The sequence below is a fragment of the Streptomyces sp. SID486 genome (genome assembly GCF_009865385.1).
In the GTDB taxonomy this organism is placed as follows: Bacteria; Actinomycetota; Actinomycetes; order Streptomycetales; family Streptomycetaceae; genus Streptomyces.
The window spans coordinates 1-19,962 of sequence record NZ_WWJT01000564.1 but is presented as its reverse complement, the minus strand read 5'-3'; the positions used below and the strand labels follow the sequence as shown (position 1 = coordinate 19,962).

The window sequence follows — 19,962 nt, the reverse complement described above, 5'->3', positions numbered from 1 at the left end:
ACCGGCCCGCACCTGCACTTCGAGATCCGCACCACCCCGAACTACGGCTCCGCCGTCAACCCGGTCGCGTTCCTGCGCGCCCAGGGCGTGACGGTCTGACCTAGTCCGTCTCGCGGGCGTGCTCGTGCGCCTGCGTGACCAGGTCCAAGGCGACCTCGAGAACGGCTTCGCGCTTCTTCTCGGGGTCGCCTTCCAGGTCCTGCATCACGAACATGCCGGCGTGCAGCGTGAACATCGCGCTGACCGAGCGCACCTGGTCCACGAGCTGGGCCTCGGGGTCGATCAGGATGTCCCGCAGGCCGCGCATCCGGTCCTTGAACGTGTCGCCGATGCGCAGTTCCCGCACCGTCGCCTGGTTCTCCTGCATGAAGCGGAAGAGCGGTTCGGCCCCGCCGAGCGCCTCGCTGTAGCGGCGGATGATCTCCTGCTTGGTGTCCAGGGTGTGCGGCTGCCGCCTGCCCCACTCGATCAGGAGCTCGATCGGCTTCGTCAGGTCCTCGAAGAGGCTGACGATGATCTCCTCCTTGGTCTTGAAGTGGTAGTACAGGGCCGCTTTGGTGACGTCGAGACGCTCGGCGATCTCCCGCAGGGAGGTCTTCTCGTAGCCCTGCTCCGCGAAGAGTTCGAGTGCGACGTCCTGGATGCGCTGGCGGGTGTTGCCGCGGCGCTGCTGCTTGGTGCCGTCCATGGTGACGCCCATCCTCGTACTCCTCGCGCTCCAGCGGAAACTTACTTGACGCCCGGCTAGTAGCGCGTCTACCTTCCCAGTGTAGTGAGTACTAGCCGGGCGGCAAGTAAGTAAGTCGCCGGGGGATGGGTGAAGACGATGGCGGACACGGTGGAACAAGCGAAACAGGGCAAGCAGCCCAAGAGTGTGCGGGTGGTGCTGCTCGCACTCATGATCGCGATGATGCTCGCGATGCTCGACAACATGATCGTGGGCACGGCGATGCCGACGATCGTGGGCGAACTGGGCGGCCTGGAGCACCTCTCCTGGGTCGTCACCGGCTACACCCTGGCCACCGCGGCCTCCACCCCGGTCTGGGGCAAGCTCGGGGACATGTTCGGGCGCAAGGGCGCCTTCCTCAGCTCGATCGTGATCTTCCTGATCGGCTCGGCGCTGAGTGGCATGGCCCAGGACATGGGCCAGCTGATCGGGTTCCGGGCCGTGCAGGGCCTCGGCGCCGGCGGACTGATGGTCGGCGTCATGGCGATCATCGGTGACCTGATCCCGCCCCGGGAGCGGGGCAAGTACCAGGGCCTGATGGCCGGTGTCATGGCGCTCGCGATGATCGGCGGCCCGCTGGTCGGCGGCACCATCACCGACAACTGGGGCTGGCGCTGGTCCTTCTACATCAACCTGCCGCTCGGCGCGGTCGCCCTCGCGCTGGTCACGGCCGTGCTGCACCTGCCGAAGAAGCGGTCCAAGGCGGGCATCGACTACCTCGGCGTCGTTCTGCTGACCGTCGGCATCACCTCGATCGTGCTGGTCACCACCTGGGGCGGCACCGAGTACGCCTGGACCTCCGCGCGGATCATGGAGCTGATCGGCATCGGCGTGGCCGCGCTGATCGGGTTCGTGTACTGGCAGACCCGGGCCGCCGAGCCGGTCGTGCCGCTGCACATCTTCAAGAGCCGCAACTTCACCCTGATGTCGGTCATCGGCTTCATCACCGGCTTCGTGATGTTCGGTGCCACGCTGTTCCTCCCGCTGTACCAGCAGGCGGTGCAGGGCGCCTCCGCGACCAACTCCGGTCTGCTGCTCCTGCCGATGCTCGGCGCGATGCTCGTGACCTCGATGGTCGCCGGGCGGGTCACCACCAGCAGCGGCCGGTACAAGCTCTTCCCCGTCGTCGGCGGTGCGCTGATGATCGTCGGGCTGTACCTGCTGTCCCTGATGGACACGGAGACCACCCGGCTCACCTCCGGCGTCTACATGGCCGTGGTCGGCGCGGGCATGGGCTGCCTGATGCAGATCACCATGCTGGTCGCGCAGAACAGCGTGCAGATGAAGGACATGGGCGTGGCGTCCTCCTCCACCACCCTGTTCCGTACGCTCGGCTCCTCCTTCGGCGTGGCCATCATGGGCGCGCTCTTCAACCACCGGGTCCAGGACGTCATGGCCGAGCGGGCCGGCGCGCTGGGCAAGAACGTCACCCAGCAGTCGGCGCAGCTGGACGCGGCGAGCCTCGCGAAGCTCCCGGCCGCGGCCCGGGAGGCGTACCAGCACGCGGTGTCCGCGGGCACGCACTCCGCGTTCCTGCTCGGCGCCTGTATCGCGGTTGTCGTGCTGATCGCGGCACTGTTCGTCAAGGAGGTGCCGCTCAAGGGCGGCCCGCAGAAGCCCGCGGCTGACGGCTCCGACGTCACGCCGCCGGTCGTGGTCGAGGCCGTCTGACCCTCCCCGAACCCCGAACCCCGAAGGCCCCGGCGGGTGTCCGCCCCGGGGCCTTCGGCCTGTCCCGGGGCCTTCGGCCTGTCCCGGGACCTGGTCGCTCCCGGACTACGGCAGCATCGGATAGCTGCCGGTGTTGGTCGGGGCGTGCTCCGGCAGCCACAGGACGGCCACCGCGCCCTCCGAGGGAATGTGGGCCGGCGCGCCCGCGGGCCGTACGTTGCGGAAGGTCAGCCGGGCGCCCAGCACGCGCGCCTGCCCGGCGGCGATGGTCAGCCCCAGCCCGTGGCCCTTGCCGGCGCGGTCCTTGCTGCCGGTACGGAACCGGCTCGGTCCCTCGGCCAGCAGCTCCTCGGGAAAACCGGGGCCGTGGTCGCGGACCCGGATGACCCGGCCCTCCACGGTGACCTCGATCGGCGGCCTGCCGTGCCGGGCGGCGTTGGCCAGCAGGTTGAACAGCACCCGCTCGAGCCGCCGCGGATCGGTGGTCACCTCCGACTCGTGCACCACCCGTACGACGATCTCCGGATCCTTGGCCGCCACGCGGCGCGCGACGAACTCGCCCAGCATGATGTCCTGCAGCTCCGCCCGCTCGGAGGCGCTGTCGAGCCGGGCCACCTCCAGCACGTCCTCGACCAGCGTGCGCATCGCCTTCGCCCGGTCCAGGACGAGTTCCGTGAGCCGGGACGGCGGCAGCAGCTCGGCGGCCGTCAGCAACCCCGTCACGGGGGTGCGCAGCTCGTGCGCGATGTCGGCGGTGACCCGCCGCTCGGCCTCCAGGCGTTGCCGCAGCGCGTCCGCCATGGCGTCCACCGCCCGCGCGAGGTCGTCGGTCTCGTCCCGTACGACCCCGCCGATGGCCGCCCGCACCCGGACGTCGGTCTCCCCCTTGGCCACCTGGTTCGCGGCGGCTGCCGCCTTGCGCAGCCGGCGGGACAGCTGGCCGCCGATCAGCACGCCCAGCGCGCTGCCGCCGAGCACCACCGCGACCGAGCCGATCACCAGTGCCTGGTCGAGGTCGTTCAGCATGTCGGCGCTGCGGTCCGGCAGATGGATGTGCACGGACAGCACGTGCCCGTCCTTCACCGGCACGGCCGCCCAGATGTCCGGCTGCCCGCCGCGCTCGGAGACGTCACTGACCCGCCGGCCCCGCTCGACGCTCTCGCGCAGCGCGGCCGGCAACGCCGGGTCGTTCACCCTGACGTACGGGAAGACCGGCCCCCGGTTCAGCTCGTAGTTGCGCTGGGCCAGCAGGAGCCGGTCGTTGGCCAGCTCGCGCGCGTTGTCCAGCATCGAGACCCGGGCCGCGTTGTGCACGACCAGGCTCAGCACGACCGCCACCAGACCGGCCACCAGCGCGATCGCCGCGCTGAGCTTCCATCTCAGCCCGGTGCGCAGGCCCGCGCGCTCCACACGCCGGACCGGATGCCGAAGAAACCCCCGCATACCGTCGCTCCGCTCAGGCCTTCAGCTTGTAGCCGAAGCCGCGGACCGTCTCGATCCGGTCCTGGCCGATCTTCTGCCGCAGCCGCTGCACATGCACGTCCACGACCCGGGTGTCACCGCCCCAGCCGTAGTCCCAGACGCGCTCCAGCAGCTTGTCGCGCGAGAGCACGGTGCCCGGCGCGGCGGAGAACTCCAGCAGCAGCCGCATCTCGGTCGGGGTGAGCGCGACCGGCTGCCCCGACCGGCGCACCTCCATACCGTCGGTGTCGATCTCCAGCTCTCCGAAGGCGAGTGTGCCGGCGACCGCGGGCTCGGGTGACTCCGTCTGCGCGGCCCCGCCGGCGTGTCCGAAACGGCGCAGCACCGCACGGATCCGGGCGACCAGCACGGCACCGTCGAAGGGCTTGGTGACGTAGTCGTCGGCGCCCGCCTCCAGACCGAGGACGACGTCGATGGAGTCGGCGCGCGCCGACAGCATGATCACCGGCACCGTCGACTCGTCCCGGATCCGACGGCACAGGCTGACCCCGTCCAGACCCGGCACCATGACGTCCAGCAACGCGATGTCGGGGCGGTGCGCCCGGAACGCCTCCAGGCCCGACAGGCCGTCGGGCATCGCGGTGACCGCGAAGCCGTCCCGCTCCAGGGCGAGCTGGGTGGCCTCGCGGATGACGTCGTCGTCCTCGACGAACAGGACGTGGGTCTGGTCTGCCATCCCGGTGCTCTCAGTCCTCATGGTGTGCTGTGGGCGATCAGTTGTCCGGCACGGGCTGCGCGCCCCCGTCGGTGGCGTTGCTGTACTCGTTGCGGGTCGGCTTGCCCGGGGCGAACCGCCCGTCCTTCCAGGTGTACGGCGTCACGATGTCACCGGACGGGCTGGAGATCGGGTCGTCCCGCTCGTAGTACTGCCGGAAGACGGACAGGGTGCCCTGGTCGATCTCCGCGTAGACGGGGGAGTCCTCGCTCTTGAAGACGTTGGTGAACCTGCCGTCCTCGTCCCGGTACACGTACGAGGCGATGCCGAGCCAGTCGGCGCAGGTCATCACGTTGACGACGACGTCGTCGACCGTGGCGTCGGTCAGGTCGCCGTAGGAGACGTCGACCTGGTACTTGTCACCGTCGCACGGCTTCAGCTCCCGTTTGACCGCCTCGGACACCTGGGGGTCGTTCTTGAGCAGCTCCACGGCGTCCACCCGCCGGTAGCGCTGGGCGGGACTGGGGGAGGGGGAGGGGGAGGTGACGGTTCCCGCCACCGCCGAGCCGTGCGCCGGCCCCTCGTCCCGGGCGCCCGTGCCCCCGCTGCCGCACGCGGCGACGAAAAGGGCGAGGGCGGCGAGCGCGGTCCCCACCGCGATCACCGCCTGTGTACTGCCTCGGACCCGGTCGGATCCGGCCCCGGTCAGGCCGCGCAACGCTCCCGCTCCTCACGCTCCAGCGCGCGTGCGTCCAGATCGCGGGCCTCCAGCTCCTCGCGGAGCCGGGCGAGCGCCCGGTGCAGCGTGCTCTTGACCGTACCGGCCGACATGCCGAGGGCCGCGGCCGTCTCCTCTGTGGACATCTGCTCCCAGTGTCGCAGCACCACGACACTGCGCTGCTTCGGTGCCAGCACCTTCATGACGTCCATCAGCAGGGCGCGGTCGGCGTGCTGCTCGGTGGAGTCGTCCACGGAGGCGTCCGGCAGCTGCTCGGTCGGCACCTCGTCCAGCTTGCGGGCCCGCCACCACTCGGTCCGCGTGTTGATCATGACACGGCGAAGGTAGGCGTCGGCGAGCCGCTTGTCGGCGATGCCGTCCCAGCGGCCGTACGTCCGTACCAGCGCGGTCTGCAGCAGGTCCTGGGCGTCGACCGGGTCCGGCACCAGTCGGCGGGCGCTGCGCAGCAGCGCGTCCTGCCGGGTGCGGACGTACTCCTCGAATTCGAGCACCTCGCCCTGCGCCATGATCAACCGCCTCCGTTCCCCGTCGTCCCTCCGGCTCGTACCGGAAGTCCCGCTGTTCCCGCGCCCGGTGGTCCGCCGGGCACGGAGAAGAAGTTACGGAGTGGTTGTCACGGGGCTGTGCGGACCAGCCTGCGGCTGGCACTCGGCTATCCGTCGGTTGTGTAACAGATAGGGAAGAGGGGTAAGGCGGAGGAGAGTCATGTCCGATTTGGTGGCGATTTGCCGGGCCGACTCCTTCGTAACGTACCCCCGGGGACTGTCACCTGGCTGTGTGTCAGCCTGACGGCAGCCGGTACAGGCCGCCGGGCAGCGGCTCCACCAGACCGTCCGCGACCAGCCCGTCGAGCGCGCGGGCCCGCTGCACGGGCTCGTGCCACACCCGGTCCAGCGTCCCCTGCGGCACCGGCGTGCGCGCCTCCCGCAGTACGGCCAGCAGCTTGCCGCGCACCTGCCGGTCCGTACCGGCGTACGTCTGCCCGCGTCGCGGCGGCCCCGCGTGCTCCGGCTTGCCCGCGAGCCGCCAGGCGCACTGCGCGGCGATCGGGCACCGCTGGCACCCCTCGTTCCGTGCCGTGCACACCAGCGCGCCCAGTTCCATGGAGGCGGCCGCCCACCGCGCGGCGGTCCCCTCGTCCTGCGGCAGCAGTTCCCGCGCCAGGCGCCGCTCGGCGGCCGTCGTGGCGTTCGGCGGGTACTGCACCCCCGTCACCGCCCGCGCGAGGACCCGGCGGACATTGGTGTCCAGTACGGCGTGCCGCTGCCCGTAGGCGAACGAGGCGACCGCGGCGGCCGTGTACTCGCCGATGCCGGGCAGCGCCAGCAGCTGCGCGTGGTCCGTCGGCACGTCCCCGCCGTGCCGTTCCGTTATGGCGACCGCGGCGCCGTGCAGGCGCAGCGCGCGGCGCGGGTAGCCGAGCCGGCCCCAGGCCCGCACCGCCTCGCCCGGCGCCTCCTTGGCGAGGTCGGCGGGGCGCGGCCAGCGGGACAGCCACTCCTCGTAGACGGGCAGGACCCGGCTCACCGGAGTCTGCTGGAGCATGAACTCGCTGACCATCACGCCCCACGGTCCCGCCTCCGGGCGGCGCCAGGGCAGGTCGCGGGCGTGGGCGTCGAACCAGGCGATCACGGGGGTGTGGAGCATCTCAGTCATGTCCCTTCCGATCCTGCCATGGGTTGGCGGGCGGAACGGGTGACGGCGCGGTCACCGACCGTGGCGAAAGGCGAAGAACCGCACCGCCCGCGGAAGTTGCCGGGATGATGATCCGGAAAAGTTGGCGCCGGCGCGGCGGGTGGCGCGAGCAAGCGCTCGGATCTCTCGTACAGTTTGGGCCGTGGGATCTCTGCGCAATCCGGTCGGGCCGCTTCCCTCCACCATCTACTGGCGTCGGAGGGTCGTACTGCTGTCCGTGGTCGCCCTGTTGGCGCTGGTGGTCACCTTGGTCGTCACCGCCGGCGGCGGAGGCGGCAAGAAGGACGCCGACGGGTCCGACGGCAAGAATCCCGCGCACACCATCACCCCCGGACCCAACCCGTCCGGTTCCGCGAACAGCCAACACCCGGGCGGCCGCGACGAGTCGGGCGGCGGCAGCACCGGGTCCGCCGGTTCCGGATCTGGTCCGGGTGACGGCGGCGGCTCGACGGGTGCGGCCGACGGCACCTCCGGCGCTGCCGGCTCCACCGGGTCCGGCGACGGTTCGGGCACGGCTTCCGGGGGCGGCGCCGTCGGTGCGGGCGACGCGCTTCCCGCCTCCTCCACGCTGCCCGACTGCACGTCGGCGGCGGTGGTGTTGAGCCTGCGCAGCGAGCGCAACTCCTACTCGCCCGACCAGACGCCGACCTTCGAACTCACCGTGAAGAACAGCTCGTCGGCCGACTGCAAGGCCGATCTCGGGCCGAAGAGCGCGGTGTTGACGATCACGCCGGCGGACGGCGACGACGCCTACTGGTCGTCCGCCGACTGCCCCGAGGGCGCCGGGAGCCTGGTGTTCCGGGTGCCCGCGGGCGAGAGCATCACGTACACCGCGACCTGGGACCGCAAGCCGAGCGCTCCGCGGTGCGCGACGCCCGCCGCGGGGTCGGCGAAGCCGGGCACGTACCTGCTGGAGGCCAAGGCGCCCGGGTACGCGAAGCAGCAGACCTCGTTCGTGCTGTCGGCCGACTGAGGACCGGGGCCGCGCTCCGCCGCCGGCTGAGGACCGGGGCCGTGCTCCGCCGACGACTGCCGGGACGGGGGGCGCGCTCGCGCAGATCCCCCTGCCCCGGGCAGGTCACGGGCCGCCTCGCACAAGAGGCGCCCGGCCCCGCTCAGACGTACCGCTCCAGGATCGAGGACTCGGCCAGCCGGGACAGCCCCTCGCGAACGCTGCGGGCCCGGGCCTCGCCCACGCCGTCGACGGTCTGCAGGTCGTCCACGCTCGCGGCCAGCAGCTTCTGCAGGCCGCCGAAATGCTCCACCAGCCGGTCGATGATGGCGCCCGGAAGACGCGGAACCTTGGCCAGCAGCCTGAAGCCCCGCGGGGACACCGCGGAGTCCAGGGTCTCGGGGGAACCGGTGTAGCCCAGCGCGCGCGCCACCGTGCCCATCTCCAGCAGCTCCGCGTGGCTCAGCGCGTCCAGCTCGGACAGCGCCTCGTCGACCGTGCGCGAACGCTTCGCCGTCGGCTCGGGGACGTAGTCCCGGACGACCAGCTCGCGGTCGGGCTCGACACCGGCGATCAACTCCTCCAGCTGAAGGGCGAGAAGCCGGCCGTCCGTGCCCAGTTCGACCACGTATTCGGCGATTTCGGTGGCGATGCGGCGGACCATCTCCAGTCGCTGCGCGACCGCCGACACGTCCCGGACCGTCACCAGGTCCTCGATCTCCAGGGCGGACAGCGTGCCCGCGACCTCGTCGAGCCGCAGCTTGTACCGCTCCAGGGTCGCCAGCGCCTGGTTCGCGCGGGAGAGGATCGCCGCCGAGTCCTCCAGGACGCGGCGCTGACCGTCCACGTACAGGGCGATCAGACGCATCGACTGGGAGACCGAGACGACCGGGAACCCGACCTGCTTGCTCACCCGGTCCGCCGTACGGTGCCGCGTGCCCGTCTCCTCCGTGGGGATCGTCGGGTCCGGCACCAGCTGGACGCCCGCCCGCAGGATCTTCGACAGGTCCGAGGACAGCACGATGCCGCCGTCCAGCTTGCACAGCTCCCGCAGCCGGGTGGCGGCGAACTCGACGTCCAGCACGAAGCCGCCCGTGCACATCGCCTCGACCGTCTTGTCGGAGCCGAGCACGATGAGCCCGCCGGTGTTGCCGCGCAGGACCCGCTCCAGGCCGTCACGCAGCGCCGTACCGGGTGCCACGGCGCTCAGCGAGGCGCGCATCATGCCATCGGAACCGGCACTCCCACCGGACTTCCCGGGAGCTGCTGCCCGGTCGTTGGCTGCCACTGCACTCCTCCGGTCGCAGGTTCTGCCACGCTCCCGTTCCCGCACTCGGTTCGTACGGACGGGCGAGACCTGGGCAAAGTCTACCGGCGCTCTTCCGCCTCCTGCGGGGCCTCTCGGCGACGGGAGCGCGGCAGGACGCGGAGCGCGTCCCCCATGTCCGCGACTTCCAGCACCTTCATGCCGGCCGGCACCTTGCCCGGATCGCCCGGTACGAGCGCGTGCGTGAAGCCGAGCCGGTGCGCCTCGGCGAGCCTGCGCTGCACGCCCGTGACCCGTCTGACCTCGCCCGCGAGCCCCACCTCGCCGATCGCCACCAGGTTCTTCGGCAGCGGGGTGTCGCTCGCGGCGGAGGCCAGCGCGAGCGCGATGGCGAGGTCGGCGGCCGGCTCCGACAGCTTCACCCCGCCGACCGTCGCCGAGTAGATGTCCCGCTTGCCGAGCGCGCTGATCCGGCCGCGCTGCTCCAGCACCGCCAGCATCATCGACACGCGCGAGGTCTCCAGGCCCGACGTCGTGCGCCGGGGGGAGGGGATCTGGGAGTCGACCGTCAGCGCCTGCACCTCGGCCACCAGCGGGCGGCGGCCCTCCAGGGTGACGGTCAGGCAGGTGCCCGGGACCGGCTCGGCCCGGCGGGTCAGGAACAGGCCGCTGGGGTCGGCGAGGCCCGTGATGCCCTCGTCGTGCAGCTCGAAGCAGCCGACCTCGTCCGTCGCCCCGTAGCGGTTCTTCACGCCGCGCACCAGGCGCAGGCGCGCGTGCCGGTCGCCCTCGAAGCTCAGGACGACGTCCACCAGGTGTTCCAGCAGGCGCGGGCCGGCGATGGCGCCGTCCTTGGTGACATGGCCCACCAGCAGCGTGGACATGCCGCGCTCCTTGGAGGCGCGGATCAGGGCACCGGCGACCTCCCGGACCTGGGCCATGCCGCCGGGCGCGCCGTCGATCTCCGGGGAGGCGACCGTCTGTACCGAGTCGAGGATCAGCAGGGACGGCTTGACCTCGTCCAGGTGCCCGAGGACGGCGGCCAGGTCGGTCTCGGCGGCCAGGTACAGGTCGTCGTCGAGAGCGCCGATGCGGTCGGCGCGCAGCCGCACCTGGCTCGCCGACTCCTCCCCGGTCACGTACAGGGTGCGGTGCTCCGCGCTCGCCGCCTTGGCGGCCACGTCCAGCAGCAGGGTGGACTTGCCGACGCCCGGCTCGCCCGCGAGCAGGACCACCGCGCCCGGGACGAGGCCGCCGCCGAGCACCCGGTCCAGCTCGGGCACGCCGGTGGAGCGGGCGGTGGCCTGCCGCCCGTCGACCTGGCCGATGGGCAGCGCGGAGGTGGACACGCGGCCCGGTGCCGTCGTCCGGACCGCGGGCGCGCCGTACTCCTCGACCGTGCCCCATGCCTGGCACTCGGGGCAGCGGCCGAGCCACTTGGCCGTCTGCCAGCCGCACTCGGTGCAGCGGTAGGACGGGCGGTCCTTGGTGGTCTTGGTACGGGCAGCCATGCGGAAACCGTAGCCCGCCGCACCGACAACGGGGCCGGGGGCCGTGCCCGGCCGGCCCGGGGGCGCGGACGAGTGGTCCGTTCTCGGCCACCCTCTGCGCGTTCCGGCCGCGGAACAAAGGGTTCCTGTCCCCTTATGAGGGATCGTTTCACCCGTACGGATTAAAAGTGCTCAAGGTTCCGGAAGGGGTGCTGCGCAGCCGCCTACGGTCGCACGGGTGATGAGCAGCAGTCCGGAGACGACCACCCGCACGACCGGAGCGCACCGGGCGCACCGCGAGCCGCGGGACGCACGACGCGAGGCGCGAGAGGCGCGCGACCGCGCCGCCGCCCGCACCCTCGCCCAGCGCACGCCGGCGCGGTACGAGCCGTACCTGGACGGCCTGTTCACCTACTGCATGTCGGTGCTGTGCGACCACGACGCGGCCACCGCCGCCCTGGGCGACGTCCTGGCCCTGGCCGAGCGACGCGGCCAACGCGGCCCCGAGGCCCCCGGCGACCGCAGGGCGTGGCTGTACGCACTGGCCCGCTGGGCGTGCCTGCGCAAGCTGGCCGAGACCAAGCAGAAACGTCAGGGCACGCACGCGGCGGGCCGTACCGCGGCCGGGCGGGGCGCCGCGAAAGGGAACCGGACGGGTGCCGGGGCGGGGGCGCGGTCCGGAGCGGGTGCCGGTGCCGGGGCGGCCGCGGGAGCGGGCGCCGGCTTCGGGGCGGCGGCAGGGGCGGGCGCAGGACCAGGCTTCGGACCAGGGGGACGGGCGGGGGCCGGCGCGGGTTCCGGCGCGGGACCCGCCGGAGGTGCGGGCGCGGGGATCGCGGCGCCGGGCGCACCCCTCGGCGAGGACGTCCAGGAGCGCAGACGCCGCGAACTCGCCCTGCTGGCCTGGCCCGAGGCCGCCGGCACCACCCCCGAGCAGCGCGAGGCCCTGGAACTGGCCGTCCGCCATCACCTCGCGCCCCACGAGGTCGCCGCCGTCCTCGGCATGGAGCCCGCCGCCGCGCGTGAGCTGCTCGCCGCGGCCGCCTGCGAGGTCGAACGCACCCGCGCGGCCCTCGCCGTGGTGGAGACGGGCGGCTGCCCGAGCGTGGCCCATCTCACCGGTGACAGCCGGCTGGTCCTCAGCACGGCCCTGCGCCGCGAGCTGGTCCGGCACGTCGACGAATGCCCGCGCTGCCGTCGCACCGCCGAGCGCGCCGTCGCCGGCCGCTGGCCCGGCGCCACGGTCACCCCCGCCGAGCTGCCCGTCCTGGAGGCCCCGCGGGGGGCCCTGCGCCCGACACCGGCACACTTCACGCGCGCACGTGGCGTGGCCCTGCCCCGCTTCGACCGGCGCGGCTTCCCGATGGACCCCAAGGACCGCGCGGCCCGCCGCGACCGCCTCCGCGCGCGTGCCGTCACGACGACGGTCGTCGCCACGGTCGTCGCGGCACCCGTGCTCGCCCTCTGGGCCGCCTACCGGGGCGGGCCGGCCGGGGAGAGCGACGGGCCCTCCGCGACCGCGCGTGAGGCGCAGGGTCCCGACGCGCTCGGCGGCGACACGGCGGGCGGTTACGAGAACGCGGGCAACGCCGACACGAGACCGGGCGGCCCGCGCGTCGGCAAGGACGGCAAGGCGGACGTCTCCGTGGAGGTCGTCAGCGTCGGCGGGACGGGCGAGAAGGGCCCGGGACAGCTGGCCGTCAGCGCGGCCGGCGACGGCGACACCACCCTGATCACCCTCACGGCCTCCGGCACGTCCGAGGTCCGCTGGTCGGTGTCGACGCCGGCGGCCTGGCTCTACTTCAGCCGGTCCGCGGGCACCCTCGCCCCCGGCCGGACGACGACGATCAAGGTGTACGTCGACCATCTGCGCGAGCCGTCCGGCCACTGGCAGGCGCGGGTGGCGGTGGCCCCGGCGGGCGCGGTGGTCTCGATCGACGGGTACGGCACGGCACCGAGCCGCCCGACGACCCGCCCTCCGTCCGCCGACCCCGACCCCACCACTCCGGCCCCACCGAGCACGCCCCCCACCGAGCCGCCCGTCAGCCAGTCCCCGCCCCCCACGGACCCGACCCCGACGCCGACGACCCCACCGCCCTCCGACACCGCGACGCCCACCCCGACGCCGACAGCGACGTCGACGGACACCGGGACTCCCGGGCCTTCGGGCGGCTAGGCGGCGAGGGGAGGGGTCACGGCGCCGGGTCCGCCGGGTGCGGGGCCACCAGCGGCAGCTGGGACGCCAGCCGTTGTTCGCACAGCTCGACCAGACGGTCGTAGCCGGCCTTGCCCATCAGCTCGATCAGCTCGGGGCGGTAGGAGACGTACACCGGTTCGCCGGCTCCGTGCGCCGACGTCGCCGAGGTGCACCACCAGTGCAGGTCGTGGCCGCCCGGGCCCCAGCCCCGGCGGTCGTACTCCCCGATGGACACCTGGAGCACGCGCGTGTCGTCCGGCCGGTCGATCCAGTCGTACGTGCGCCGGACCGGCAGCTGCCAGCACACGTCCGGCTTGGTCTCCAGCGGCTCCCGGCCCTCGCTCAGCGCGAGGATGTGCAGCGAGCAGCCCGCCCCGCCCGCGAAACCGGGCCGGTTCTGGAAGATGCACGAGCCCTGGAAGGGCCGCGTCTGCCGGGACCCCTCCTCGTCCTCGGAGACCCAGCCGCCCCGCGTGCCCTCGTCGTGGTGCTGCCAGATCTCCGGCGTGAGCCGGGACACGTGCCCGGCGACCCGCTTCTCGTCGTCCTCGTCGGAGAAGTGGGCGCCCAGCGAACAGCAGCCGTCGGCCGCGCGGCCCGCCTGGATGCCCTGGCAGCCACTGCCGAAGATGCAGTTCCAGCGGGAGGTCAGCCATGTCAGATCGCAGCGGAAGACCTGCTCGTCGTCGGCCGGATCGGGAAACTCCACCCAGGCGCGGGCGAAGTCGAGCCCCTTCTCGTCGCTCATCCCCGCCTCCTCGGACGGCTTGGCGTCCTTGCGAATCCTGCCCGCCTTGTCCGGCTTCTCGACCTTGTCCGACTTGCCGGCCTTCGCCTTTTTCGTCTTTGGCACCCGTCCAGGGTAAGCGGCCCGGCACCGCTCCGGGGACCGAGGACGAACGTTCTGGCAGTAGCGTGCCGTACATGAGACTCGGTGTCCTGGACGTGGGTTCGAACACGGTGCATCTGCTGGTGGTGGACGCCCACCCCGGCGCGCGCCCGCTGCCCGCGCATTCGCACAAGGCCGACCTTCGGCTCGCCCAACTCCTCGACGACAGCGGTGCCATCGGCGACGACGGCATCGACAAGCTGATCGCCGTCGTACGGGACGCGCTCCAGGCAGCCGAGGACAAGGGCGTCGAGGACCTGGTGCCGTTCGCGACCTCGGCCGTCCGCGAGGCCACCAACGCCGACGACGTCCTCGCGCGCGTGGCCGAGGAGACCGGCGTACGCCTCCAGGTGCTCAGCGGCGCGGAGGAGGCCCGGCTCACCTTCCTCGCCGTGCGCCGCTGGTTCGGCTGGTCCGCCGGCAAGCTGCTGGTCCTGGACATCGGCGGCGGCTCCCTGGAGATCGCCTACGGCATGGACGAGGAACCGGACACCGCCGCCTCCCTGCCGCTCGGCGCCGGCCGCCTCACCGCCGGCTGGCTGCCCGGCGATCCGCCCGCCCCGCAGGACGTCCGTGCCCTGCGCCGGCACGTGCGCACGGAGATCGCCCGCAGGGTCGGCGAGTTCAGCCGTTCCGGCACCCCCGACCACGTGGTCGCCACCTCCAAGACCTTCAAACAGCTCGCCCGTATCGCCGGCGCCGCCCGCAGCGCCGAGGGCCTCTACGTCCAGCGCGAACTCAAGCGCGAGTCCCTGGAGGCGTGGGTCCCCCGCCTCGCGGGCATGACCGTGGAGCAGCGCGCCGAACTCCCCGGGGTCTCCGAGGGCAGGGCCGGCCAGCTGCTGGCGGGCGCGCTGGTGGCCGAGGGCGCGATGGACCTCTTCGGCGTCGAGAGCCTCGAGGTCTGCCCCTGGGCCCTGCGGGAGGGCGTGATCCTCCGGCGCCTCGACCACATGGGAAGCGACTAGCGCCCCGACGGGAAGGAGGGGGCGCGTCGGACGGCGGACCCCACTGTGACGTACTCGCGGGCGCGTACATGGCAAAGCTCACACCGGTCAGCGGGCACCCCGCACCGGCACCACCCGACGCCGTAAGGTGACGGACGTGGCTGAACCAACTGACGTGCGCATCGCGCTGTCGACCGCCTCCGTGTACCCGGAGTCGACGGCGACGGCCTTCGAGATCGCCGCGCGCCTCGGTTACGACGGCGTCGAGGTCATGGTGTGGACCGACCCGGTCAGTCAGGACATCGAGGCGCTGCGCCGCCTCTCGGACTACCACGGCGTGCCGGTCCTGGCCGTCCACGCCCCCTGCCTGCTGATCACCCAGCGGGTCTGGTCCACCGACCCCTGGGTGAAGCTCCAGCGGGCCCGGGCCGCGGCCGAGAAGCTCGGGGCCTCCACCGTCGTCGTGCACCCGCCGTTCCGCTGGCAGCGGCAGTACGCGCGGGACTTCGTCGACGGCATCTGGCGGATGGCGGACGAGACGGACGTGCGGTTCGCCGTGGAGAACATGTACCCCTGGCGCTACCGCGACCGCGAGATGCTCGCCTACGCCCCGGACTGGGACGTCACCAACCACGACTACCGGCACTTCACCATCGATCTCAGCCACACGGCGACGGCCCGCACCGAGGCCCTGGACATGGTCGCCCGCATGGGGGACCGCCTCGGCCACGTGCACCTCGCCGACGGCCGGGGCTCGGCCAAGGACGAGCACCTGGTGCCCGGCCGCGGCACCCAGCCCTGTGCCGAGCTGCTGGAGCGCCTGGTCCACACCGGGTTCGACGGCCATGTCGTGATCGAGGTCAACACCCGGCGCGCGATGTCCGGCGCCGAGCGCGAGGCCGATCTCGCCGAGGCGCTCGCCTTCACGCGCAAGCACCTGGCCGCGGCGGTACGGGTGCCCCGGCGATGAGCGAGACCACCCCCCGCCGCCGCGGCCGTCCCCCGCGCACCGAGTCCGGCGACACCCGCGACCGCATCCTCGGCGCCGCCCGCGAGGAGTTCTCCGTGCGCGGGTACGAGAAGACGTCCGTACGCGGCATCGCCAAGGCGGCCGGAGTGGACTCCGCGCTCGTCCACCACTACTTCGGCACCAAGGAGCAGGTCTTCGAGGCGGCCGTCGAGGTCGCCTTCGCCCCCGCCCTGAACTCGTCGGGCGAGGTCGCCGAAGGCCCGGTCGACGGCGTGGGGGAGCGACTCACCCGCTTCCTCCTCGGTGTCTGGGACGACCCCACGACGCGGGCGCCCCTCCTGGCGATCCTGCGGTCCGCCGTGAACAACGAGACGGCCGCCGCCGTCTTCCGCCGGCTCGTCGCCTCCCAGCTGCTGCGCCGCGTGGCCGCCCGGTCGGACCTGCCGGACGCGGAGCTGCGCGCCGAGCTGGCGGCGGCGCAGATCGTGGGGACGGCGATGATGCGCTACGTGATCAAGCTGGAACCGCTGGCCTCGGCGGACCTGGAGCAGATCGTCGCGCGGGTGGCGCCGGTGGTGCAGGCCCACCTCACCCAGCCCTGACCGCGTCGGTACCCAGCCCTGACCGCGTCGGTCCGTGAAACGCTTGTCCCGCATTTCGGACAACCGTGTCCAGCCCTTGGAGCACCGGCGTACGCTCGACCGTACAGTCAGAACTCTCTGGCAGCTGGTCTAGAAGGAGCGAGCGACGATGCCCGAGCTGAGGTCCCGCACAGTCACCCACGGCCGCAACATGGCGGGCGCCCGCGCCCTTATGCGCGCCTCCGGTGTACCGGGCGCGGACATCGGCCGGAAGCCGATCATCGCCGTCGCAAACTCCTTCACCGAGTTCGTGCCGGGCCACACCCACCTCCAGCCGGTCGGCCGGATCGTCAGCGAGGCGATCACGCAGGCCGGCGGCATCCCGCGCGAGTTCAACACGATCGCTGTCGACGACGGCATCGCCATGGGCCACGGCGGCATGCTGTACTCCCTGCCCTCCCGCGACCTGATCGCGGACTCGGTCGAGTACATGGTCGAGGCGCACTGCGCCGACGCCCTGGTCTGCATCTCCAACTGCGACAAGATCACCCCGGGCATGCTGATGGCGGCCCTGCGCCTGAACATCCCGACCGTGTTCGTCTCCGGCGGCCCCATGGAGTCCGGCCGCGCCACCCTGGTCGACGGCACGGTCCGCACGCTCGACCTGGTCGACGCGATCTCCGACGCCGTGAACGACAAGATCTCCGACGAGGACATCCTCCGTATCGAGGAGAACGCCTGTCCGACCTGCGGCAGCTGTTCCGGCATGTTCACCGCCAACTCGATGAACTGCCTGACCGAGGCCATCGGCCTGTCCCTGCCCGGCAACGGCTCCGTCCTCGCCACCCACACCGCGCGCAGGCAGCTCTACGTCGACGCCGCCCGCACGGTCATGGACATCACCCGCCGCTACTACGAGCAGGACGACGACACCGTCCTGCCGCGCAACGTCGCCACCTTCCGGGCCTTCGAGAACGCCATGGCCCTGGACATCGCGATGGGCGGCTCCACCAACACGATCCTGCACCTGCTGGCCGCCGCCCAGGAGGCGGGCGTCCCGTTCGGCCTGGACGAGATCGACGCCGTCTCGCGCCGCGTGCCCTGCCTGGCCAAGGTGGCGCCGAACATCGCCAAGGACCGCACGTACTACATGGAGGACGTGCACCGCGCCGGCGGCATCCCGGCCCTCCTCGGCGAGCTGCACCGCGCCGGTCTGCTCAACGAGGACGTGCACGCCGTGCACAGCCCCTCGCTGGCGGACTGGCTGAAGACCTGGGACGTGCGCGGCGGTTCCCCGTCCGCCGAGGCCGTCGAGCTGTGGCACGCGGCGCCCGGCTGCGTCCGCTCCGCCGAGGCGTTCTCCCAGTCCGAGCGCTGGGAGGCCCTGGACGACGACGCCGAGGGCGGCTGCATCCGCTCCGCCGAGCACGCCTACTCCAAGGACGGCGGCCTGGCGGTCCTGCGCGGCAACCTCGCCGTCGACGGCTGCGTGGTCAAGACCGCCGGCGTCGACGAGTCGATCTGGACCTTCGAGGGCCCGGCGGTCGTCTGCGAGTCCCAGGAGGAGGCCGTCCAGCGGATCCTCACCCAGGAGGTCAAGCACGGCGACGTCGTCGTCATCCGCTACGAGGGCCCCAAGGGCGGCCCCGGCATGCAGGAGATGCTGTACCCGACCTCGTACCTGAAGGGCCGCGGCCTCGGCAAGACCTGCGCCCTGATCACGGACGGCCGCTTCTCCGGCGGCACCTCCGGGCTGTCCATCGGCCACGCCTCCCCCGAGGCCGCCTCCGGCGGCACCATCGCCCTGGTCCAGGACGGCGACCGGATCCGGATCGACATCCCGGGCCGCACGATCGAGCTGCTGGTCGACGACGCCGAGCTGGCCCGCCGCGAGCAGGCCCTGAACGGCGTCTACGCGCCCAGGGACCGCGAACGCAAGGTCTCCGCCGCCCTGCGCGCCTATGCGGCGATGGCGACGAGCGCCGACAAGGGCGCCGTGCGCGACGTCTCCCGCCTCGGCTGACGACCGGCCGCGGCAGCAGGGGCTGTTTCCCACGGGAGACGGCCCCTGCGCCGCGCTCCACCCGCGGGCTGCGCCCTGTCCGCCGGGGTGCGCTCAGTCTCCCTGCTCCGCTCCCTCGCCCGTCGGCGGGACGTCCGGGTGGCGGGCGCGAGGTCACCAGGTCGCCGGTGAGCGGCTGTCCACGGCGAAGACGGTGCCGTCCGGCGCGCCGGCGTAGACGTCGGCGCCGACGGTCAGCGGGGCCGGCGGTGTGCTCATGACCTGGGCCGATTCGGCGCCCAGCCGCGCCGGTGTCTGCCCGACGAGCCGCCCCCTGCGGGCGTCGACGGCGAGCAGCCGGCCGTCACTCGCGGTGAAGTACACCCGCTCACCCGACGCGACGGGCAGCGAACCGCGGCTCACCGACGTCTCCAGGTGCCACAGACGCCTGCCCGACGCCAGGTCCACGGCGTCCAGGGAACCGCCCGCGGCCAGCACGTAGACGACGTTCCCGCGCACGGTCGCGTGCGCGCCGTCCAGTACGGCGGGCAGCGCGACGCGCCGCGTGGCACCGGTACCCGGGGTGTAGCGGACGATCTCCTCGGCGCCGTACCCGCTGTCGACCGCCAGGAACAGCACCGAACCGTCCGCCTGCGCGGCGAACGGCTTGAGCCAGCCCCGCACCCGGACGTCCCACCGCACCCGGCCGGTCCGCGGATCCACCGCGCTCACCCGGGTGTCCGTCCCGTCGGCCGACGTGCGGGTCGCGTACGCGGTCCCCTCCGCCGCACCGGGGAACGTCGCGAACGCCGGCATGCCCTGGCCGGGCAGCGCCCGCCGCCACCGGGTCGCGCCGGTCGCGCCGTCCACGCCGGTGACCGTGCCGTCCGGGCCCGCGAGCAGGGCCGTGCCGCCGGCGTAGCGCACCGTCGTCCCGGTGGGCAGCCGGCGCTGCCACACGTTCTCGCCTGTCGCCGGGTCGAGTCCCGCGAGCCGTGGGCCGCCGTCCGTGTACGGCTGCACCAGTCCGCCGGAGACGACCGGAGGCCCGCTCGTGGACCGGGTGCCGACCGGGCGCCGCCACAGCAGGCGGCCGTCGGACGCGGAGAGCGCGAAGACGACACCCGGCCGCGCGCAGAACAACTTCCCGGCGTCATGAGCGCATTGCGGCATGCCCGAGCCGCCGACCGCCGGCCGGGCCGTCCAGCTGCCGGAAGCCGCCGTGCGATCCGGCGCGCCCTCCTTCTCCGGCGCGTTGCGGCCGAACACCCCGGCCATCCCGGACATCCCCGGCAGGCCGCCCAGCACGGCCGGCACGAGCGCGCCGGCCAGCGCGAGGCCGGCAGCCGCGGCCCCAAGCAGCACCCGGCCGCGGCGCGGGACCCGCAGGGGCCACGGCCTGCCCCGCCCGGCGCCCTCTGCCCGCTCGGCGCCGCCTGGGCGACCGGCCTCCTCTGCCCGCTCGCCCTCCTCTGCCCGGTCGGCGCCTTCTGCGCGCCCGGCCCCCTTCGCTCGCCCGGCGCCCTCTGCCCGGCCGGCCTCCCCGGCCCACCCGGCACGGCCGGGTGCCTCCTGCGCGGGAGTCTCCTCGCCGATGCGCTGTGCCGGTATGAACGCCTGGGTCTCGTACGAGGCCGACACCGAGCGCAGCTCCCGCATCAGCTCGTCCGGCGTGGGCCGGTCCGCGGGCTCCTTGGC

General features: G+C 73.0%; 17 protein-coding genes and 1 pseudogene. 8 read left to right on the top strand and 10 right to left on the bottom strand.

Annotated features, from left to right (window positions below; genetic code table 11):
- Window positions 1-99: pseudogene (locus GT045_RS25965) on the top strand (M23 family peptidase); the annotation flags it as partial.
- A 1-nt stretch (window position 100) separates the two neighbouring features.
- Here the strand turns inward: GT045_RS25965 and GT045_RS25960 are convergent.
- Window positions 101-700 carry a TetR/AcrR family transcriptional regulator gene (locus GT045_RS25960; RefSeq protein ID WP_161287808.1) on the bottom strand — a complete coding sequence of 200 codons (600 nt, stop codon included), beginning with the start codon at window positions 698-700 and terminating at the stop codon, window positions 101-103.
- 126 nt (window positions 701-826) lie between these two features.
- Here GT045_RS25960 and GT045_RS25955 point away from each other — a divergent pair, with 126 nt between their 5' ends.
- Window positions 827-2,398 (top strand): MDR family MFS transporter, encoded by a 1,572-nt coding sequence (locus GT045_RS25955; RefSeq protein ID WP_202529038.1) that lies wholly within the window; start codon window positions 827-829, stop codon window positions 2,396-2,398.
- Between the two features lie 105 nt (window positions 2,399-2,503).
- Here the strand turns inward: GT045_RS25955 and cseC are convergent, their stop codons facing one another.
- From cseC to GT045_RS25930, 5 genes are all read right to left on the bottom strand, one after another.
- Complete coding sequence (gene cseC, locus GT045_RS25950) at window positions 2,504-3,841, bottom strand: two-component system sensor histidine kinase CseC (protein WP_161296847.1); 1,338 nt, start codon at window positions 3,839-3,841, stop codon at window positions 2,504-2,506.
- A 13-nt stretch (window positions 3,842-3,854) separates the two neighbouring features.
- A complete protein-coding gene (gene cseB, locus GT045_RS25945; protein WP_161296845.1) occupies window positions 3,855-4,556 on the bottom strand; it encodes a two-component system response regulator CseB in 702 nt (233 codons plus the stop codon).
- A gap of 37 nt (window positions 4,557-4,593) precedes the next feature.
- The gene (locus GT045_RS25940) at window positions 4,594-5,199 is read right to left on the bottom strand and encodes a hypothetical protein (protein ID WP_161296853.1); all 606 of its coding nucleotides are present in this window, start codon (window positions 5,197-5,199) and stop codon (window positions 4,594-4,596) included.
- A 41-nt stretch (window positions 5,200-5,240) separates the two neighbouring features.
- Window positions 5,241-5,780: a SigE family RNA polymerase sigma factor gene (locus GT045_RS25935; protein WP_161296843.1), complete on the bottom strand. Its 540-nt coding sequence runs from the start codon at window positions 5,778-5,780 to the stop codon at window positions 5,241-5,243.
- Window positions 5,781-6,054: 274 nt separating this feature from the next.
- Window positions 6,055-6,930, bottom strand: coding sequence for an A/G-specific adenine glycosylase (locus tag GT045_RS25930; protein ID WP_161335633.1), 876 nt, complete (start codon window positions 6,928-6,930; stop codon window positions 6,055-6,057).
- A 181-nt stretch (window positions 6,931-7,111) separates the two neighbouring features.
- Between GT045_RS25930 and GT045_RS25925 the strand changes: the two genes are divergently transcribed.
- Window positions 7,112-7,942, top strand: coding sequence for a hypothetical protein (locus tag GT045_RS25925; RefSeq protein WP_345942759.1), 831 nt, complete (start codon window positions 7,112-7,114; stop codon window positions 7,940-7,942).
- Between the two features lie 142 nt (window positions 7,943-8,084).
- On the opposite strand, the gene disA is transcribed toward GT045_RS25925, so the two are convergent.
- Complete coding sequence (gene disA / locus GT045_RS25920) at window positions 8,085-9,209, bottom strand: DNA integrity scanning diadenylate cyclase DisA (RefSeq protein ID WP_161296839.1); 1,125 nt, start codon at window positions 9,207-9,209, stop codon at window positions 8,085-8,087.
- An 80-nt stretch (window positions 9,210-9,289) separates the two neighbouring features.
- Window positions 9,290-10,699: a DNA repair protein RadA gene (radA, locus tag GT045_RS25915; RefSeq protein WP_161296837.1), complete on the bottom strand. Its 1,410-nt coding sequence runs from the start codon at window positions 10,697-10,699 to the stop codon at window positions 9,290-9,292.
- Window positions 10,700-10,919: 220 nt separating this feature from the next.
- Between radA and GT045_RS25905 the strand changes: the two genes are divergently transcribed.
- Window positions 10,920-12,854 (top strand): hypothetical protein, encoded by a 1,935-nt coding sequence (locus GT045_RS25905; protein WP_237538869.1) that lies wholly within the window; start codon window positions 10,920-10,922, stop codon window positions 12,852-12,854.
- Window positions 12,855-12,870: 16 nt separating this feature from the next.
- Here the strand turns inward: GT045_RS25905 and GT045_RS25900 are convergent, their stop codons facing one another.
- Window positions 12,871-13,728: a hypothetical protein gene (locus GT045_RS25900; RefSeq protein WP_161296835.1), complete on the bottom strand. Its 858-nt coding sequence runs from the start codon at window positions 13,726-13,728 to the stop codon at window positions 12,871-12,873.
- Between the two features lie 71 nt (window positions 13,729-13,799).
- Here GT045_RS25900 and GT045_RS25895 point away from each other — a divergent pair, with 71 nt between their 5' ends.
- The 4 genes from GT045_RS25895 to ilvD all read left to right on the top strand — a co-directional run bounded on the left by GT045_RS25895 (window position 13,800) and on the right by ilvD (window position 18,285).
- A complete protein-coding gene (locus GT045_RS25895; RefSeq protein WP_161296833.1) occupies window positions 13,800-14,732 on the top strand; it encodes a Ppx/GppA phosphatase family protein in 933 nt (310 codons plus the stop codon).
- Window positions 14,733-14,868: 136 nt separating this feature from the next.
- Entirely contained in the window at window positions 14,869-15,681 is an 813-nt protein-coding gene (locus GT045_RS25890; RefSeq protein WP_345942758.1) for a sugar phosphate isomerase/epimerase, read from the top strand.
- Window positions 15,678-16,283 (top strand): TetR family transcriptional regulator, encoded by a 606-nt coding sequence (locus GT045_RS25885; RefSeq protein WP_161335632.1) that lies wholly within the window; start codon window positions 15,678-15,680, stop codon window positions 16,281-16,283. The genes GT045_RS25890 and GT045_RS25885 overlap by 4 nt, the downstream gene beginning before the upstream one ends.
- Window positions 16,284-16,431: 148 nt before the next feature.
- Entirely contained in the window at window positions 16,432-18,285 is a 1,854-nt protein-coding gene (gene ilvD, locus GT045_RS25880) for a dihydroxy-acid dehydratase (RefSeq protein WP_161335631.1), read from the top strand.
- Between the two features lie 153 nt (window positions 18,286-18,438).
- Here the strand turns inward: ilvD and GT045_RS25875 are convergent.
- Window positions 18,439-19,962, bottom strand: a 1,524-nt coding sequence (locus tag GT045_RS25875; RefSeq protein ID WP_161335630.1) for a PQQ-binding-like beta-propeller repeat protein, incomplete at its 5' end; no start/stop codon positions are given.

Bases quoted from the DNA above. Each gene is read 5' to 3' on its own strand.
- GT045_RS25885 (WP_161335632.1), top strand. From the start codon at position 15,678: ATGAGCGAGACCACCCCCCGCCGCCGCGGCCGTCCCCCGCGCACCGAG.
- GT045_RS25935 (WP_161296843.1), bottom strand. From the start codon at position 5,780: ATGGCGCAGGGCGAGGTGCTCGAATTCGAGGAGTACGTCCGCACCCGG.
- GT045_RS25905 (WP_237538869.1), top strand. From the start codon at position 10,920: ATGAGCAGCAGTCCGGAGACGACCACCCGCACGACCGGAGCGCACCGG.
- GT045_RS25895 (WP_161296833.1), top strand. From the start codon at position 13,800: ATGAGACTCGGTGTCCTGGACGTGGGTTCGAACACGGTGCATCTGCTG.
- GT045_RS25955 (WP_202529038.1), top strand. From the start codon at position 827: ATGGCGGACACGGTGGAACAAGCGAAACAGGGCAAGCAGCCCAAGAGT.
- cseB (WP_161296845.1), bottom strand. From the start codon at position 4,556: ATGGCAGACCAGACCCACGTCCTGTTCGTCGAGGACGACGACGTCATC.
- GT045_RS25930 (WP_161335633.1), bottom strand. From the start codon at position 6,930: ATGACTGAGATGCTCCACACCCCCGTGATCGCCTGGTTCGACGCCCAC.
- cseC (WP_161296847.1), bottom strand. From the start codon at position 3,841: ATGCGGGGGTTTCTTCGGCATCCGGTCCGGCGTGTGGAGCGCGCGGGC.
- GT045_RS25960 (WP_161287808.1), bottom strand. From the start codon at position 700: ATGGGCGTCACCATGGACGGCACCAAGCAGCAGCGCCGCGGCAACACC.
- radA (WP_161296837.1), bottom strand. From the start codon at position 10,699: ATGGCTGCCCGTACCAAGACCACCAAGGACCGCCCGTCCTACCGCTGC.
- ilvD (WP_161335631.1), top strand. From the start codon at position 16,432: ATGCCCGAGCTGAGGTCCCGCACAGTCACCCACGGCCGCAACATGGCG.